Origin of the sequence: Vibrio ostreicida, assembly GCF_013074385.2 — a bacterium.
GTDB classification, from domain to species: Bacteria; Pseudomonadota; Gammaproteobacteria; order Enterobacterales; family Vibrionaceae; genus Vibrio; species Vibrio ostreicida.
The window spans coordinates 614,314-626,981 of the sequence record NZ_JABEYA020000002.1 but is presented as its reverse complement, the minus strand read 5'-3'; the positions used below and the strand labels follow the sequence as shown (position 1 = coordinate 626,981).

Here is a 12,668-nt window from a genome sequence, read left to right as displayed (position 1 = left end):
GGATATTACAGCAACCCATTGTTAACCAATGCACTTAAAGAGCACGAGACGACCGAGAAAAGTTTCACGAAGCCCTAAAAAAATGCTTAGAAGATAATCTTAAAAATGGAAAATTGCCTGATGATATCGTTAGTGTTTCGAGTCGATATATGATGAGTGATAAGGGGAAGCCGCTGCCTAAATTTGATACAAGTCCAAGTGGGAAAGATCTTTATAACGGGACAGTGCTTACTGTTCACGATATTTGGTCATTACGTGTTTATGTTGAACAACTTGAATACAAAGGAGATCAAGTTAGAGGAATGTTTAAGTATGAAATTCAGGACCATTTTGGATTAGACACTAATGATATTAATCACGATTTAAATGATGGTTTAAAGCAGTATGAACAATTGGAAGGCTTTCGATCTTGGTATTTGCTTCAACATTTTAATGGGTGCGGGTATCAGCCATTTATAACAAAAATAGATTTTGAATTATGAGTAAAATTTTTCGATATTCCTTGTTGTTAATCCCTTTATTTTTTTTAGGATTAACATGGCTGGGTGTGGTTTTTGGTATAGATCCCATCCCTGATGGTTTTTTACGTGATGATACGTATGAATATAGTGGTGATGGTAAAAAACCAACGGGACTCATTTCTCAAAACCTATTTGATTCTATATCTATTGTCGCCATGATCCCTGGTTTTTTCATTGGCTCAATCTACACGGTTTACAAACGGCTTTGGTGGTGGTTTGGGGGGTATATGGTGCTTGGTTTTGGATTTTGGGTTTATTTAGGCTACTAATTTATTTTAAACCTTAAAGGTTAATCTTTTTATGGCTTATGATATTAAAAAATCATTGAATTTTAACTTAAATGATTTTATGTGAAGCCAAAGTTGACTAAATGAAACGACAGTGTAGTGTTTGATAAGATGTAAGGTCTCACCATCAAGACAATCTCTATACAAAAGATATGGCTCTAAAGAAGCGTGCTTTAATTCAGTGACTTGGCGGACATGTAAGCACGTCTTTTTAACGTTTTGGTGGCGACCAACCTTGACACTATTTCAACGCTTTTGATTTCGTTATCACACGGAACAGAATGTACAGACCGGATTGTGAAGTACACCCACTTTCCAGAAGAAGCTTGGCGACTGCGTTTTCAACATCGGCGCGTCAGATATTTTAACCGTCATGGCCTCGCCTCCGGTGAAAATGCTTTTGGGGTGCTCTACACGCTAATGACAGCAGGTAAAAGGAACGGATTGAAAAATTCACCAATAAGGCTCATTAGACACATGGCCTTTATTACCCAGAGTGCCACTGGAGTGAACGTGGCTTAATCCACTAAAGAGACTGATTATGTCAATGATAGAAAAAGTCACACAGAAGCCATTTCAACACGCCTTTTTTGAGCTAAAGAACGCATGCAGCAGGTCCCCTTCGCCCAACTACCATCAACGTATTGCGGTCCTAAAAAAACTGAAGTCTGCCATTATTGCCAACGAACAGGCCATCTATGACGCTCTTCAACAGGATTATGGATATCGGAGTGAATTCGATACCTTGATCGCCGACATACTGCCAAGCATTTCTGGGATCAATTACGCCCTCAAGAACCTGAAAAAATGGATGGCACCCTCGAAACGTCATTCCGGTCTCTTGCTCAGCCCCTCTAAAATCAAAGTACACTATCAGCCACTGGGGGTTGTTGGGATAATCACTCCTTGGAATTTTCCGTTTTTCTTAGCGTTAGGGCCGGCGACTCAGGCGATTGCAGCCGGCAATCGCGTCATGATTAAAATGAGTGAGTTCACCCCACATGCGAATCAGGTCCTGCGTCGGATATTACTTACCGTCACTGATCATATTAAAATGGTCGAAGGCAAAGCAGACATTGGGGCAGCCTTCTCCGCCTTACCCTTCGACCATTTGCTCTTCACTGGCTCCTCAGAAGTGGGTAAGCTTGTCGCAAAGTCCGCCGCAGACAACCTAACTCCCGTGACCCTAGAATTGGGGGGTAAGTCGCCGGCCATCATAGATTCAAATATTAATATCAACATCGCGGTTGATGCTCTCATTTTGGGTAAATCTATCAACTCTGGTCAAATTTGTGTGTCTCCTGATTATGTCTTTGTTCCTAAAGATCGTGAAACGGAATTCGTCGAGGCTTTTATTGCTCGTTATCACGAATATCATATCCATGGCACCAACCAAAATGGTCAAACTCATATTGTTTCCGATCATCAGTATTCAAGGTTGATGCGTTTATTGGAGGACGCCAAAGCCAAGGGAGGCACACTTCATCCGGTCAAAGAGATCGAAAACAATCGCGGGCGGCGGGTCTATCCTCACCTTGTGACAAACTTGACTCAGGATATGCAAATCTTAAAAGAAGAAATCTTTGGTTCAATCTTACCCATACTGACATACGAGACGCTTGCCGAAGCGGTAAAGTACATCAATGACAGACACCGACCATTAGCTCTTTACATTATGTCGAAGGATCAGGCCGTCATTAATACCCTACTTCAGCAAACTCATAGTGGTGGTGTGGCGATCAATGACACCACACTGCACGTCGCAGCCGACGATGCACCATTCGGAGGGATCGGCAATTCAGGGATGGGGCATTATCATGGTCACGAGGGTTTTCTCACCTTCTCGAAGGCAAAAACCGTCCTATATTCAAGCTCACGATTGCCAAAAAATCGTTTTATTCTCCGCCATCGGGACTTTGTTTTTAGGGTATTAAGACAGTTTTTTCTCAAGTAGCCATAAAGGGTGTCTTAACTGTCTTCGTTCTGTACGCGCTGAATATCAAGGACCCAGCTGACTAAGGTAAGCCAACGACGCACGCCTTGGCGAGAACGAGAAGTGGGCTTAAACGCAGGAGGAAAAACCGGTCTCCAAGGCAGACGAACTTGACTCAAGATTATTGGGTCGGTAGCATACGCAATTATATTCAATAGCGTTGGGTATAGGACCACCAAAACAGATCCAGCCTACAACAGGAAATAAATCGACAATAATGACAGCCAATCTAGCCCAAATGGGCCCAGCACAGGTCACCGTTGTCGATATCAACGGTAAGTCTTGTATTCGCAAGCAAGGGGCCAGCCCGGTGGAGCTGAATTTTTACCAGTTTTCTGCTCCTCAACTCGATGGTGTCAACACACCCAGACTACTGGATGTTAAAGGTGATGACTTATATATCGAGTATATTCCTAACACCATAACACTCGATGAATTACTGGCCCAAAATCTGACCTTTGAACAGCTGGCTCGAATTCACCAATCTGATTTCCAGCCAACACACCCACTTAAACAACATCACTGGACCGAGAGCAACACAGATTTAGCTCTGAACTCGTTGAATTTACCGCAAATAACCAATGACAGCCTCCGAACAATCCAGCACCTCAGCCAAGATTTATTCTCATCTCAGAGACTGGTTAGCGGCGATACGAATCAAGGGAATTGGGGGGTCAAGCACAACGGTGAACTGGTGCTTTTTGACTGGGAGCGGTTTGGTTTTGGCAGCCCTGCGATTGACTTGGCGCCGCTCATCAAAGGGCTAGGTTCACTTGATGACTATGAATGGATGGTCGGCCAGTATACGCTATACAACCCACAAGTTTCTGGTCACATGTTGGTAAAACAACTTATCCTAGCCAAAGCTTGGTTGATCATTGAAGTCACCAATATACTGGTCGGGCGCAATAATCCACACAAAGTAAAATGTATTCACTGGTACCAACAACACATCCCTCAATGGCTCGCTAAAGTGGAAAAAGGACTTTAAGCACAACACCCTAGATCTCAGGTACTCTATACATCCACCACGATTACTTGAACGTCGACACCTTTAAAGTCCGAGCAGAGGCACTCTCTGTTTTTGATTTAGACAGAGTGAGACGATACGCCAGCCACAAAGTGTAGAGCCCAATCGCTACCCAAATCAAAATAAAGACGAAAGAGGGTAAAAAAGACAACTGACTGAGAGACACATGATCGCCCGTCTGATGGTAAGAAAAAAGATAGGTCGGAGAATAAATCGAATTGAGCATAACAAAGAGACCAAGAAATCTTAAAAAGTAATTCCCAGCTCGATCGAAATACCAGCCAAAGGCAAACAGAACAATAACAAAACCTAAAATGAGTCCCGTCATTAAACCATCAACAAGGAAGAAGGAACAGGCACTCAACATAAGCAGAAGAACTCTGATCATCTTACTTGAATACACACTTGTCGCGTATATCAAAAGCCCCCAAAAAGATGCGCCGGCGTAACCGCTGAAAGCAACGATAATTCTCTCTAGTCTGCTGTCCCCCAGAAAACGAGATACGACATGCCCGCCGCGCCAGTCAAGATGTAAGCTCTCGATTTGGTTACCAGTAAGTAAGGTTGCAAGCCCGTGAGATGCTTCATGTAAAAAAACTTCTACGGGTTTCAAAGAATAAATCAATATGGCAGATTGACTAAGATGGTGCATCCAAAACGCTAAGAAAGAGAAGACTAAAAAAATAATCAAATCTGATTTTGGGTGTTGCTCAAAACGTTCTAACATCAAATTCCTCAATATTATCGACAACAGTCTGACGCCTTGGTCATTATGTTGACCTCGTGCAACAAGTGATTCTTGAAACTAGGCTCTGATGAACCTGGAAACCTTGGTGACACCGAAAAATATCAGACACTACTTATTAATCAATCCTTTTTGATAAAGATCTTCTTCAACTGAGCCTGTTTTTTCGGATAGTATCTGTATTAGGCGCGTCCTATTTTACATAGACAGCAGCGCAATTCCAGAAATATGTTGCCCAATATTCGTTCATATTTTTCTGGCTGACTCTCTACAACGATGGATATTTATAATTCCGCTATTGCATATTCTATTTAGGTTCACCTCCACTATGATTTGTGCCACTTTTAAGTCATGTCGTCAGCGGTATTTATATCTGATTGGGTTTATTACTGTACCCAACATCTATATGAATAAATCTTTCGCAAGCGCATGTACTTTACCTTGAACCACCTGTTTTAATTCTTTTGATACCGAGTTGTGATTACCCGTTTTAAAGGGTGGTTGGGGATCATACTCTAGTATAAGTTCTAACGCTTGGGCTTGATAAGTATCGGCCAGTTCGGCCACCAAAGTAATCGCAAAATCCAAACCCGCCGTTATGCCACCGCCACTAATACGGTTACGATCCTTAACAATTCGTTGGTCTACATAGGTAACATGGGGATACTTTTTCAAGACCTCAGCATAAGCCCAATGCACCGTGGTGGTGTAACCGTCCAATAAACCTGCCTCTGCAAGGATTAGGGCCCCCGTGCAAACTGAAGTGATGTATTTGGCTTGCTTCCCTACCCGCTGTAGGAAAGACAAAACGTTAGGCTCTGTCATCTGCCCGATGGGATTGGCACTCCCAGGGACGATCAACACCTCAATATCTGGGCAGTTGTCAAAACCATAGTTAGGCAGTAAGTCCACATTTGCGTCCGAAGGTACCCTTCCTCCCGTTTCGCTGAATGTAAAAACATTGAATTGCTGACTAGCGACCAACACTTGCAACGGAGCATACGCATCGAGCATAGTGACGGTTGGGTAAACGAAGATGCCGATGTTGATCTTATTGGCGTCCAACGACACTGGATGGCTTAAACCCCTATTTTTATCTAATCGCTCATCACTTTTTGCAATAGATGACAAGGCCAAACCACTAACACCGACCGCAGATGACATGGCTAACGATTGAATAAAACGTCGACGATTGAAACAATAACCCATAAAGACTCCAGACTAGAATAAACCAGCTTCCAATCTACATAGAAAAATATCACCGACAAAGGGACAATTGTTCAGCTTGGTTCCGAATGGAACGATTGAGCAAAAAAGTACCAGAATGTACCTGTAACCTTGTCATCGCGACGAGCTACGCTTTATACTTCCTCTCTATTTCCCCCTTGGGACTTTGCATGATTCAGAACACTCAACCAAGCCGTGAGCGTATTTTGAGCGCTTTTCATGAATTAATGCAGAACAAGGACTATTACAATATCTCGGTACGAAGCATCATTGTTCAAGCTAGTGTCGGAAAAACAACGTTTTATCGTCACTTCAATAGAAAGTTGGATGTGTTTGTTGAAGTACATGATGCATTTTTTGAAGTGTATTTGAACAGTTTTCGAACTCAGGAAGACTGGCTACGTTGTGAGCCACATTTATCTTTGATAGAAACCGCGCAAAGCGCGGCAAAAAAAGCGGGAAGGCGGCCAACGATGGCTTATCAGCTTGGCAGCGATTGGCCGCAAGCCGTTCGAATGCTCAAACTCAGACTGAGCGAAATGATAGAGAAAAAACTTGCCCATGCTTTCCCAAACCACGCATGGACATTGCCTTTGGCCGAGTTAGCTGGTGCTCTGGCGACTCTCAACATCGATTTTATGAGTCAGATCAGTAGTATGCCAATGCCAAGTCAAGTAGAACAAAGAGCGAAAACACTACAGTGCTATATTCAGGCTCTGGTCAACGCCAGCCTCTAGTACTTTATTTTGCGTTTGTTGGAAGATTATAGTGGTTCTCGCTATGACTAAGCGTCGACATTATGTCCACACATTTTCGTAATATTGATAAATACTGATTAAGCGAGTACCAGCAAAGCCTTGGTATACCTTACTGCGCCTAGTCTCGGTTAGGGTGATTCAAAATGTGGTCTTCCCAGCTGATCACATCGATTTCATACACCACTTTATTACGCACACTTTCTCCGGCGGCATGCATGGCGGTTTTGGAACCCGTAATCAAAGGGTGCCAATCAGGCAGCGCCTGTTTTTCGGCCAATAAACGATACGCGCAAGTATGAGGTAGCCAAGTAAAGTCATCGATATCTTCTCGGGTCAGTTTGGTGCATTCTTCCCCAGATGAAAATCGGTTTGGGTAGTCTTTACACGAACAGGTGTAGCTGTTGAGCCAACTGCAAGCAACATTCGTGTAATAAATTTCATCCGTGTCTTCATCCATCAGTTTATGGAGACAGCATTTACCACAGCCATCACACAGTGATTCCCACTCTTGCTCGTTCATCTGCTCTAGTGATTTGCTTTCCCAAAATGGCTGGTTCATAACGATTATTTTCGTATCGGACAATGGGGGCATTTTATACCGTTAAGGCGCAACAATTTCAACTCTAAAGTTTGGCCTGTGGCCCAATGGGTGGCCATGAAACACTCAGCGACCCAGAGTACGTCTCGAATGGGCATACGCAAGTGACGAATGCTTAAGATATTTCGCTTTATAGTTGCCGTTGAGATGAACAAGCCGACCTTTCAATAAGTCTAGGTAAAATTGCTGCTGCTTGTTACCGAGACTAAATTTAAGGATTTCTCCATCAAAGTCGTAACGGGTGCTCACCAAATCTTCATTCCAATAGATACCTTCATCCGTAACATGCAACGTATTCGCCGAATATGACGCAACATCGGACTCTTGCCACAACCCATACAGCTCTTGTTGTGCCGACTCTTTCTGGTAGGTGAGGATGGAATTTATCCCTACGCCAATCAGAGCAAAAGCGAGCACCCCGACAAAGATCAGGACACCGTTCATGCCATTTTTTTTCGTTGGACCAGCCATATGACCCACCCCAGTTTCGGCTCCTAGGCGCTGTTATCATCAAAGCGCTTACCTAACTAAAAAGCATAGATGACATTTTTGTTATTAACAATGTAAGGGAGAACTGTTTGACCTAACCCTCATCGGTTTTATGCTGCCACTCGTTGTTTTTTTTGTTAGTATCGCGCGGTGATTTTAATGAGGATATCAATTGTGGAATGTCGATTGGGCTGCGGAGCCTGCTGTATTGCACCCAGTATTTCGTCTCCTATCCCGGGAATGCCACAAGGCAAGCCTGCGGGTGTAAGGTGTATTCAACTCAACAGCAACAATTTGTGTCAGTTATTCGGTAAACCAGAACGTCCCCAAGTGTGTCATCAATTTAAACCCTGTCCTGATGTATGTGGAACAAGTAATCAAGAAGCTCTCAGTCACATTACCACACTTGAAAACATGACATAACAAGCCGCTTAATCACTTAAGCGGCTTTACTTCTTTACGCGAAACTCAATATAACACCCGCAATTGAAGCGCTCATTAGGTTCGCCATAACACCAGCAGCAATAGCCCGAAAACCATAGGTCGAAATAAAACTGCGTCGTTCAGGAACGAGACTCCCTAGGCCACCAATCAGCATTGCCATCGTGGATACATTGGCAAATCCACACAACGCAAAGGTGACAATCGCCTGCGAATGCTCACTCAGTTGATCTTTCACTTCCATTAACTGGATAAAAGCAACAAACTCGTTGACGACAACTTTACTTCCAATTAATGAACCAGCGGTCATCGCTTCGTTCCACGGTACACCCAATAACCAAGCAACCGGTGCGAACACATAGCCAAGGATCAATTCAAAGCTCAATTCCATTCCGACCAAACTACCCATCGAGCCCAGTAAACCATTAAGCATCGCAATCACACTGATGAAAGCAAGTAACGTAGCGCCCACTGCCACAGCAATGCGCAGGCCAGACATCGCACCATCAGCCATCGCCTCAACCACATTGGTCGCGCGGGTAACGTCCTCAGGTTCTACCTCAACGTTAGCATCGATTTTCTGCGTCTCTGGCACCATAATTTTTGCCATCAGTAACCCTGCGGGCGCAGACATAAAAGCGGCAGCGATAAGGAAGTTTAAATCGACGCCCAGTGCAGCATAGCCCACCAAGGTTCCCCCAGCGACAGAAGCAAGGCCACCGGTCATCACGGCGAACAATTGAGAGTCCGTCATGCCTCGTAGATAAGGCTTAACCACCAACGGGGCTTCAATCATACCGACAAAAATATTGGCGGTCGCTGACAAGGATTCTGCACGGCCTATACCCAGCAGCTTTTGCAGCGCCCCTCCAATGAGATTGATTAACTTTGGCATGAATCCAATATGATATAAGCCTGAAATCAATGCTGAGAAAAAGATGATGATCCCTAACACGTGAATGGCAAACGTGAATCCACCCGTTGCAAGACCACCAAACAAAAAAGAAATGCCTTCTTGACCATAATTTATCAGGTTAGAGACGACACTTGTTACGCTGTTTAGCGCTTCCTTGCCCCAAGGTACATAAAGCACAAGTAGTGCAAACCCTACCTGCAAACCAAAAGCAAGTAACACCGTTTTAAGATTGATTGTCTGCCTGTTGGTGGAAAATAGCCAAGCAACGACCAGCACCGCCACAATGCCAAGTATCGAGTTCATAAAGAGTTCCGATTTAAAAGAGAGATGAAGAAGGCGAGGGATAATATTCAGATAAAAATCGGATGCAAATCTAAGTTGTTAATGAAGTGTATTTTCAATAGTACAAACAAACACCAACCAAATAAGACTTTGTTTTACATGAAGATAAACGTTTGCGTCGTTGGTTATTTTTCATTTGGAAAAGATGTTTATGAAAACAGAAAAAGTTAATCGTACTGTTAACGGTTAGGTCGGCGAAGGTAGGCGGCCAATTGTTCATCCCAATAACAGGGGAAACCAATTCTGCGTTTAATAAACTCTATCACCGCCGTCGTTTTCGTTGATAGGTAGCGGCGGCTCGGGTAAACCGCGTAAAACGGCATATTCTGACTGGGTAGCCAATCGGGTAAAAGCTGGATCAACTGACCTGTTTTGAATTCGTCGCCAATCAAATACGTGGCTAGATAGGCGACTCCCCACCCTGCGACAGCAGCATCACGGACCGCTTCTGCCAAATTGACCGAGTAATTGCCCGACACTTTAACATTCAAATGCTGTTGGGGTTTCGCAAACGCCCAGCTGGTGTAATCGCGTTCCCAGCTTCGGTAAATCAAACAGTTATGTTCGCTCAGATCATGAGGGTGATGAGGCGTACTATGGTTCACCAAATATTCCGGAGAAGCGGCGACAACAAACTGACAGTCAGCCAGACGCTGAGCGACATAACCTTCGGGCAGGGTTTCATTATTGGTTATCCAAAGATCGAGGCCGTCCTTTAGCATATCGACCTTGTAATCAAACAGGTGAACCTCTACTTGCAGCTCTGGATATTGTGCTCGCAATTGTTCAATGGCAGGCAATATATGCAAGGTCCCAAAAGAATGAGATATCCCGATTTTTATCAAACCAAGCACATCCTGTTTGTGGCTTTCAACTTCTTGCTGAGCTTCTTCAGCAATATCAACCACCTTCTGACAATGATGAAAGAACTGCTCTCCTGCTTCCGTTGCAATAAACGTTCGGGTGGTGCGCTGGACCAGCTTAACGCCTAACGATTCTTCCAGTTGGGCCAATTGTTTACTCACGTGAGACACCGAAACACCGAGGTGCTTAGCGGCCAGCGTAAAGTTTTTATGAGTCAGCAAGGTAGCAAACACCACCATCTGAGCAGCGCGATCTGATAACACAAACACTCCAGAAACAAAAAGGAGCTCCAAAGAGCTCCTGTCGTTATGACTATAGTACGATTCTATCAGCTAAATGGCTGACCGCCAGTGCAAAGTAGTAAGAACGATTCCACTTCATCAGAACATTGTAGTTGTTATAGACAAGGTACACTCTGCCATCGGCATCATCAGGAGCAATGAGCCACGCTTTCACGTCTACGTCGAGATTCGGTAGCGGACGACCGTCATAGCGAGTGATACCAAGCTGTGTCCACTGTTTGAGATACTTAGCTTTTGCCTCGCTACGCCCCTGAATACGGGTGTCAAAACCACGAGGGAGTTTTACCTGACGGCCCCATGTAGACTCGTCTTTCCAGCCAGACTGACTCAAGTAATTCGCCGTGGAGGCAAACACATCCGCTTCAGTCCCCCAAATGTCCTTCTTACCATCACCATTGCCGTCTGCAGCAAAAGAGAGAAAAGAACTCGGCATAAACTGACACTGACCCATGGCGCCAGCCCAGGAGCCTTTCATATCGTTAGGCTGGATGTGCCCCTGCTCAAGAATGGTTAGGGCGGCCATCGCCTCTTTGCGGAAAAAGGCCTCACGTCGTCCGTCAAAGGCCATAGTTGACAGCGCATCAATGACGCTGTAGTTACCCGTAAATGTGCCGAAATTGCTTTCAACCCCCCACAACGCAACAATAAAACGCGGTTGCACGCCATATTGTTCCCCGATACGGGTAAGCTCATCTTTATGTTCGACGTACAAACGCTTGGCTTGTTTTACCTTCCAATCAGGCACCGCCCTGGGTATATACTCATCCAGAGTGAGTTTTTTTTCTGGCTGGTTTCGATCCGCCTTTACCGCACGCGGTTTATAACTCACCCCATCAAATGCTGCCGTAATAATCGGCTCCGATATCCCCTGAGTTCGCGCTTCTTGCTTTAACTTTTCGACATATTGCTCAAAGTTCAGTTCATTGGCCCAGACAGAACTTGTGACAGCAACACCTAGCAACACTGACAATACTTTTTTCACCTTGCCCTCCTTGAGCAATTGAATCAATCCTGCAGTCCAAATCCTAGTTGTTTATTCCTTAGACTGCTGACGAGCTTGTTTTTGCTCTTTATATTCATCGAGTAAATTTTGTGGCGGCGGTGGCAACTGAAGGAAAAAACCATCCGTTTTAAGAGATTGCTTAACTTTCTCAACATCAACCTGAGCTAATGTACGCCCTTCGAGTTTGACCACCATTACCATAAAAGGTTTGCCAAACATTTGCATTAATGTGTCAGGGACTTGTGAAAAATCGTCTTTCTTCGGAATATACAAGTATGCGCCTTCTTTTTTAGAACTTTTGTAAATTGCACAAAGCATGGAGAGCCTTTTAACTGTTTAGGTTCAGAGAACGTCAATGTTTCGCTATTTTTTAGGCCGAAACACTCAATTGATCGCAAGATAACTTGCTGTGCCTAGGTAGGGAATATAACATAACCCCCCTAGTCTCAGGCAATGCCAATACGAGGTTCCCAGAAAAAGATGTCAAATGCACCGGACTTGAAAGGGAGTAGTTTTACTTTGTCCGTTTTACACCTTTCAAACAATGATGTTGAACACACCATTCAATTTCTTATCGACAAGGTTGAACAAGCGCCTCGCTTTTTCGCACAAGCTCCTGTTGTCATCAATATTTCTAAAGTGGTTGGGGAACTCGATTTTTCTCGGCTCAAGCAAGGCATTTCACAAGCGGGAATGATCCCCGTCGGCGTCACTGGATACCGAGATAAACGGACACAAAATCTCGCTACTGAGACTGGCTTTGCGATAATGTCCGCGAGCAAATCCCCCACACAGGCCCCAGCAAAGATGGCGCCAACTAAAGTGGTTCGCACACCCGTTCGCTCTGGTCAGCAAGTGTATGCCAAAGACAGCGATTTGATTGTATTAAGCCATGTCAGTGAGGGTGCAGAGGTTATTGCAGATGGTTCAATTCATATCCATGGCACACTGCGAGGGCGAGCCATTGCTGGCGCCAATGGCAATACTGGTGCCGTAATCATCTGCAATAAGCTCCACGCCGAATTAATGTCGATTGCTGGTCACTATTGGCTAACCGAACAGTTCGACGCCGAGTACTGGCAGAAAAAAGTCATGTTTAGTTTGACTGATGACTCACTTCGGTTCGAGTTGTTAACTATTTAAGATCATAAG

The 12,668-nt window shown here is 44.4% G+C and carries 14 protein-coding genes and 1 pseudogene; 7 read left to right on the top strand and 8 right to left on the bottom strand.

Features of this window, described 5'->3' with window-relative positions:
• The first annotated feature begins 149 nt into the window (after window positions 1-149).
• From HLM86_RS20180 to HLM86_RS06655, 4 genes and pseudogenes are all read left to right on the top strand, one after another.
• Window positions 150-482 (top strand): DUF3289 family protein, encoded by a 333-nt coding sequence (locus HLM86_RS20180; RefSeq protein ID WP_170882248.1) that lies wholly within the window; start codon window positions 150-152, stop codon window positions 480-482.
• Window positions 479-790, top strand: coding sequence for a hypothetical protein (locus HLM86_RS06670; protein ID WP_170882443.1), 312 nt, complete (start codon window positions 479-481; stop codon window positions 788-790). The genes HLM86_RS20180 and HLM86_RS06670 overlap by 4 nt, the downstream gene beginning before the upstream one ends.
• A gap of 547 nt (window positions 791-1,337) precedes the next feature.
• Window positions 1,338-2,762, top strand: a pseudogene (locus HLM86_RS06665) (coniferyl aldehyde dehydrogenase); the annotation flags it as partial.
• A gap of 253 nt (window positions 2,763-3,015) precedes the next feature.
• Window positions 3,016-3,792 (top strand): phosphotransferase, encoded by a 777-nt coding sequence (locus tag HLM86_RS06655; protein WP_143678154.1) that lies wholly within the window; start codon window positions 3,016-3,018, stop codon window positions 3,790-3,792.
• A 43-nt stretch (window positions 3,793-3,835) separates the two neighbouring features.
• On the opposite strand, the gene HLM86_RS06650 is transcribed toward HLM86_RS06655, so the two are convergent.
• Window positions 3,836-4,558 carry a M50 family metallopeptidase gene (locus HLM86_RS06650; RefSeq protein WP_170882441.1) on the bottom strand — a complete coding sequence of 241 codons (723 nt, stop codon included), beginning with the start codon at window positions 4,556-4,558 and terminating at the stop codon, window positions 3,836-3,838.
• Between the two features lie 420 nt (window positions 4,559-4,978).
• A complete protein-coding gene (locus HLM86_RS06645) occupies window positions 4,979-5,785 on the bottom strand; it encodes a DJ-1/PfpI family protein (RefSeq protein ID WP_217702106.1) in 807 nt (268 codons plus the stop codon).
• A 188-nt stretch (window positions 5,786-5,973) separates the two neighbouring features.
• Between HLM86_RS06645 and HLM86_RS06640 the strand changes: the two genes are divergently transcribed.
• Window positions 5,974-6,540, top strand: coding sequence for a TetR/AcrR family transcriptional regulator (locus tag HLM86_RS06640; protein WP_170882440.1), 567 nt, complete (start codon window positions 5,974-5,976; stop codon window positions 6,538-6,540).
• Window positions 6,541-6,679: 139 nt separating this feature from the next.
• On the opposite strand, the gene HLM86_RS06635 is transcribed toward HLM86_RS06640, so the two are convergent.
• Together HLM86_RS06635 and HLM86_RS06630 are read right to left on the bottom strand one after the other, a co-directional pair.
• Window positions 6,680-7,120 (bottom strand): YcgN family cysteine cluster protein, encoded by a 441-nt coding sequence (locus tag HLM86_RS06635; protein WP_170882439.1) that lies wholly within the window; start codon window positions 7,118-7,120, stop codon window positions 6,680-6,682.
• 105 nt (window positions 7,121-7,225) lie between these two features.
• On the bottom strand, window positions 7,226-7,630 hold the full coding sequence (locus tag HLM86_RS06630) for a DUF2850 domain-containing protein (RefSeq protein WP_076587254.1): 405 nt from the start codon (window positions 7,628-7,630) through the stop codon (window positions 7,226-7,228).
• A gap of 192 nt (window positions 7,631-7,822) precedes the next feature.
• Here HLM86_RS06630 and HLM86_RS06625 point away from each other — a divergent pair, with 192 nt between their 5' ends.
• A complete protein-coding gene (locus tag HLM86_RS06625; protein ID WP_076587256.1) occupies window positions 7,823-8,071 on the top strand; it encodes a YkgJ family cysteine cluster protein in 249 nt (82 codons plus the stop codon).
• Between the two features lie 34 nt (window positions 8,072-8,105).
• Here the strand turns inward: HLM86_RS06625 and HLM86_RS06620 are convergent, their stop codons facing one another.
• The 4 genes from HLM86_RS06620 to HLM86_RS06605 all read right to left on the bottom strand — a co-directional run bounded on the left by HLM86_RS06620 (window position 8,106) and on the right by HLM86_RS06605 (window position 11,834).
• Window positions 8,106-9,308 carry a NupC/NupG family nucleoside CNT transporter gene (locus HLM86_RS06620; RefSeq protein WP_076587257.1) on the bottom strand — a complete coding sequence of 401 codons (1,203 nt, stop codon included), beginning with the start codon at window positions 9,306-9,308 and terminating at the stop codon, window positions 8,106-8,108.
• A 218-nt stretch (window positions 9,309-9,526) separates the two neighbouring features.
• Window positions 9,527-10,474, bottom strand: coding sequence for a LysR family transcriptional regulator (locus HLM86_RS06615; RefSeq protein WP_076587584.1), 948 nt, complete (start codon window positions 10,472-10,474; stop codon window positions 9,527-9,529).
• Window positions 10,475-10,523: 49 nt separating this feature from the next.
• Entirely contained in the window at window positions 10,524-11,495 is a 972-nt protein-coding gene (locus tag HLM86_RS06610; protein ID WP_076587261.1) for a lytic murein transglycosylase, read from the bottom strand.
• Between the two features lie 51 nt (window positions 11,496-11,546).
• Complete coding sequence (locus HLM86_RS06605) at window positions 11,547-11,834, bottom strand: YcgL domain-containing protein (protein WP_076587263.1); 288 nt, start codon at window positions 11,832-11,834, stop codon at window positions 11,547-11,549.
• 162 nt (window positions 11,835-11,996) lie between these two features.
• Here HLM86_RS06605 and minC point away from each other — a divergent pair, with 162 nt between their 5' ends.
• On the top strand, window positions 11,997-12,659 hold the full coding sequence (minC, locus tag HLM86_RS06600) for a septum site-determining protein MinC (RefSeq protein WP_076587586.1): 663 nt from the start codon (window positions 11,997-11,999) through the stop codon (window positions 12,657-12,659).
• Window positions 12,660-12,668: the final 9 nt, after the last annotated feature.

Coding starts and splice junctions, on each gene's coding strand:
- HLM86_RS06620 (WP_076587257.1), bottom strand. CDS start 9,308: ATGAACTCGATACTTGGCATTGTGGCGGTGCTGGTCGTTGCTTGGCTA.
- HLM86_RS06645 (WP_217702106.1), bottom strand. CDS start 5,785: ATGGGTTATTGTTTCAATCGTCGACGTTTTATTCAATCGTTAGCCATG.
- HLM86_RS06640 (WP_170882440.1), top strand. CDS start 5,974: ATGATTCAGAACACTCAACCAAGCCGTGAGCGTATTTTGAGCGCTTTT.
- minC (WP_076587586.1), top strand. CDS start 11,997: ATGTCAAATGCACCGGACTTGAAAGGGAGTAGTTTTACTTTGTCCGTT.
- HLM86_RS06670 (WP_170882443.1), top strand. CDS start 479: ATGAGTAAAATTTTTCGATATTCCTTGTTGTTAATCCCTTTATTTTTT.
- HLM86_RS06650 (WP_170882441.1), bottom strand. CDS start 4,558: ATGTTAGAACGTTTTGAGCAACACCCAAAATCAGATTTGATTATTTTT.
- HLM86_RS20180 (WP_170882248.1), top strand. CDS start 150: ATGATGAGTGATAAGGGGAAGCCGCTGCCTAAATTTGATACAAGTCCA.
- HLM86_RS06635 (WP_170882439.1), bottom strand. CDS start 7,120: ATGAACCAGCCATTTTGGGAAAGCAAATCACTAGAGCAGATGAACGAG.
- HLM86_RS06630 (WP_076587254.1), bottom strand. CDS start 7,630: ATGGCTGGTCCAACGAAAAAAAATGGCATGAACGGTGTCCTGATCTTT.
- HLM86_RS06605 (WP_076587263.1), bottom strand. CDS start 11,834: ATGCTTTGTGCAATTTACAAAAGTTCTAAAAAAGAAGGCGCATACTTG.